The following is a 2,318-nucleotide window of genomic DNA, read 5'->3' as shown; positions in this document are numbered from 1 at the left end:
ATCCTGGCCGGATCGTCTCAAGCGCGGCCCCAAGCCCAGCAACCTCCGCATCGTGGATGCGGCGCAGTCGGTCAGATGGCGCGCCAATCGAAAATGTCCGCATTATGCCGGCACAATAGCCGTAGCGCACACCGCCAAGTTCAAGGTTGATCTGCGAGCCATCCCGAAAAACGTCCTCACTCCACGGGATGTGACAGGTGCCTGTGCGCGGCGAGGAGCACAAACCAATCTGTTGGATCATTGTTCCGGGCTTGCCATTGGCTCCGCGCGCCAGCGTGCCCAGAATTTCGGCGATCGCGTCAGCCTCCCTCACCCCTGGTCGTATCACCTCGGCCGCGCGCAGAATCGCTGCATCGGAAATCGCAGCCGCTTCGCGCATAATTTCGATCTCACGATCGGACTTGACGAGCCGTATCCAGGCAACTGCGTGAGTGCAGTCGACTATCCTGGCCTTTGGCAACCGCCTCTTGAATTTCTCCGTCGTTTGAAAAAACAGCGTACTGACTTCGACCCCTATTCCGCGGTTTCCAAGGCCGGACTCTAGCAAAAAGTCGATTATTGTATCGTAGCCGTCTGTATCAGGATTACCGATAAGCGCCTCCGGATAGCCGATGATCTTTATTCGATCGAGGAAAGTCTCATAGATGGCCGCCGGAGCATCCATACGGCGCAGAACGAACGTCGGTTCTTCCTCTGCGATCAGCACCACGAGACCTTGTGGCACGTAACCTGACAGTGCCGTATAGCCTGTTAGATAGGTAATGTCGCTGGCGGAGGTAACGACAAGCGCGTCGAGGTCGCGCTGTGACATCTCTTTTTTTACTGCGGCGAGCCTGCCTAAATATTCTGTTCGTGGGAATGCCTGCGGGCCTCTGTATATCGTCATCTGCTGCCTCCTCGGGATTCAGTTCGATGTAACACACAACCTAACCTAATGCTCGATCGGCAAGTTACTAACTCACAATAGGAGCCTTTGCTGTGTGTAATATATATTATCACAAGAATAACCTATAAGTTACTTTCAGAAGATCTGCATATTGCGGTGGCGTCTCTGCGCCACTCCGTAGTGCTTCTCGATATATTGGAGGGCGATGACAGAGGGTACGCTGACCGCTATAAAAAATAGCCCTACCATGGTCATCGGCTCGAGGTATCGATAGTGTATGTTGGCGATGATGCGTGCCTCGCCCATCAATTCAATTACGGTAATCACCGAGAGCAGTGGTGTTTCCTTGAACATCGCAACAATGTAGTTGCCGAGCGCGGGCAACATCGGGGGCACCGCCAGCGGCAGGATAATGTACCGCCAGGTCTGTAGCCGGGTCAGGTTCAGAGCTTTTGCCGCTTCCCAGAGGCCCCGATCAATATTGTCGATACCGGCCCGGTACACCTCGGACGTATAGCTCGAATAGTGCATGCCTAGCGTAATCACTCCCGCTGCCAGAGGGCTTAGGTAAATACCGACATCGGGTAGGACGTAAAACGTGAAGTAAAGCTGCACCAGAAGTGGAGTGCCTCGCACAAAGCCGATCCCAAACCGAACGACCGACCCCATGACGGGGCTGGCAGAGCGCCGCAGAATTGCAATCCCCAACCCAGCTAGCATTGCGAGCGCGGACGCCAAAAGGCTGGCGTATACCGTTATCTTCACGCCCTGTGCCAGCAGCGGGACAATCTGCAGCGCAAAGGACCAATCCCATTCCATGTTAGGTCCTTCCTCCTGTAGTGGGCCGGAGTCGTCGTCCGACGGAGCTCAAAAGCGACGCCAGGATCGTCGACAGCACAAAGTAGACGATCAGGATGGTGGTGAACGGTACAGACGCGTCGCCCGTTTGCGCGCGCACTGTCTGCGCACGGAAAGTCATGTCCGAAAGCGAGATCAATGATACGACGGAGGTTGATTTCAGCAGTTCAACAGCGCTATTCGAGAAAGGTGGGATCATCAGCCGCAAGGCTTGAGGCAAGAGCACATATCCAAGCCGCTCCCAACGTCCCAGGTTTAACGCGATACATGCCTCGAACTGCTCACGCGGCAATGCCAGCATGGCGCCGCGGACAATTTCCGACATGTAGGCACCAGAATTGAGACCCAGGATGAGCACCCCTGCTTGAAGCGGCGTCAGCGACACCCCCGCCAAAGGCAGCACGAAATAGGTCCAGAACAGCTGGACAAGCATCGAGCTCCCCCTGAAAAATTCCATGAAGACCCTGGCCGGCAACCGAAGCCAGACAGTGTTCGCGAGGCGTGCAAAACCCACCACGAATGCCACGACGAGCGCCAAGAGTCCCCCCATAAGCGTGAGCTCTACGGTTAAGAT

3 protein-coding genes are annotated in these 2,318 nt (G+C 55.5%); all 3 read right to left on the bottom strand.

Annotated features, from left to right (window positions below; all coding sequences use genetic code 11):
* On the bottom strand, window positions 1–886 hold an 886-nt coding region (locus EOA24_RS34735; RefSeq protein WP_133374783.1), incomplete at its 3' end, for a Xaa-Pro peptidase family protein.
* A 135-nt stretch (window positions 887–1,021) separates the two neighbouring features.
* On the bottom strand, window positions 1,022–1,705 hold the full coding sequence (gene ehuD, locus EOA24_RS34730) for an ectoine/hydroxyectoine ABC transporter permease subunit EhuD (protein ID WP_127410634.1): 684 nt from the start codon (window positions 1,703–1,705) through the stop codon (window positions 1,022–1,024).
* Window position 1,706: 1 nt separating this feature from the next.
* Window positions 1,707–2,318 (bottom strand): ectoine/hydroxyectoine ABC transporter permease subunit EhuC (gene ehuC, locus EOA24_RS34725; protein ID WP_127410633.1); only part of this gene is annotated, 612 nt, incomplete at its 5' end.

It is taken from the genome of Mesorhizobium sp. M2A.F.Ca.ET.039.01.1.1, from assembly GCF_003998035.1.
Lineage (GTDB): Bacteria > Pseudomonadota > Alphaproteobacteria > Rhizobiales > Rhizobiaceae > Mesorhizobium.
Note: the sequence above shows the minus strand (reverse complement) of the source record. Positions and strands in the feature narration are given on the sequence as shown.

Bases quoted from the DNA above. Each gene is read 5' to 3' on its own strand.
- ehuD (WP_127410634.1), bottom strand. From the start codon at position 1,705: ATGGAATGGGATTGGTCCTTTGCGCTGCAGATTGTCCCGCTGCTGGCA.